Origin of the sequence: Emticicia agri, from assembly GCF_004168285.1 — a bacterium.
Lineage (GTDB): Bacteria > Bacteroidota > Bacteroidia > Cytophagales > Spirosomataceae > Emticicia > Emticicia agri.
Genome location: NZ_SEWF01000123.1, coordinates 1 through 982 on the forward strand (window position 1 = coordinate 1; position 982 = coordinate 982).

Sequence of the window (982 nt, forward strand, 5' to 3'; positions counted from 1 at the left end):
TTGCCAACGCCGACAGTAGGTTCAAACACACCAGTTTGTGTAGGTAAAACCTTAAACTTAACAGCATCAGGTGGCACAAGCTATTCATGGTCAGGACCGAACTCGTACAGTTCAACAAGCCAGAATCCAAGTATAAGTAATGTAACTACAGCGGCAGTCGGAGTTTACACTGTAACCGTAACCAACGCCAATGGCTGTAGTGCCACAGCTACAACGTCAGTAGTGATTAATACTTTGCCAACACCGACAGCAGGTTCAAACAGTCCTGTTTGTGTAGGACAAACTTTAAACCTAACAGCAACGGGGGGCACAAGCTATTCATGGTCAGGACCGAACTCGTACAGTTCAACAAGCCAAAACCCAAGCATAACTAATGTAACTACAGCGGCAGCCGGAGTTTATACGGTAACAGTTACCAATGCAAATGGCTGTAGTGCTACAGCTACTACTTCAGTAGTAATTAATGCTTTGCCAACGCCAACCGTAGGTTCAAATAGCCCAGTTTGCGTAGGACAAACTTTGAATCTGACTTCATCAGGTGGCACCTCTTATTCATGGGTAGGGCCAAACTCATATAGTTCAACAAGCCAGAATCCAAGTATAAGTAATGTAACAACGGCTAATGCAGGAGTTTACACCGTAACAGTTACGAATGCCAATGGCTGTAGTGCAACGGCGACTACTACAGTAGTCATTAATGCCTTACCAACGCCAACTGCAGGTTCAAACACACCAGTTTGTGTAGGACAAACTTTAAATCTAACCGCATCAGGTGGAACTTCTTATGCTTGGTCAGGGCCAAACTCATATACTTCAACTAATCAAAATCCAAGCATTAGCAATGTAACATCAGCTAACGCAGGAGTTTATACAGTAACAGTTACCAATGCCAATGGCTGTAGTGCCACAGCCACTACTTCGGTAGTGATTAATGCTTTACCAGCACCAACTGCAGGTTCAAACACACCAGTTTGTGTAGGAC

Annotated in this window: 1 pseudogene; it reads left to right on the forward strand. The window is 44.2% G+C overall.

Annotated features, from left to right (window positions below):
* Positions 1-982 (forward strand): annotated as a pseudogene (locus EWM59_RS27990) (hypothetical protein); the annotation flags it as partial.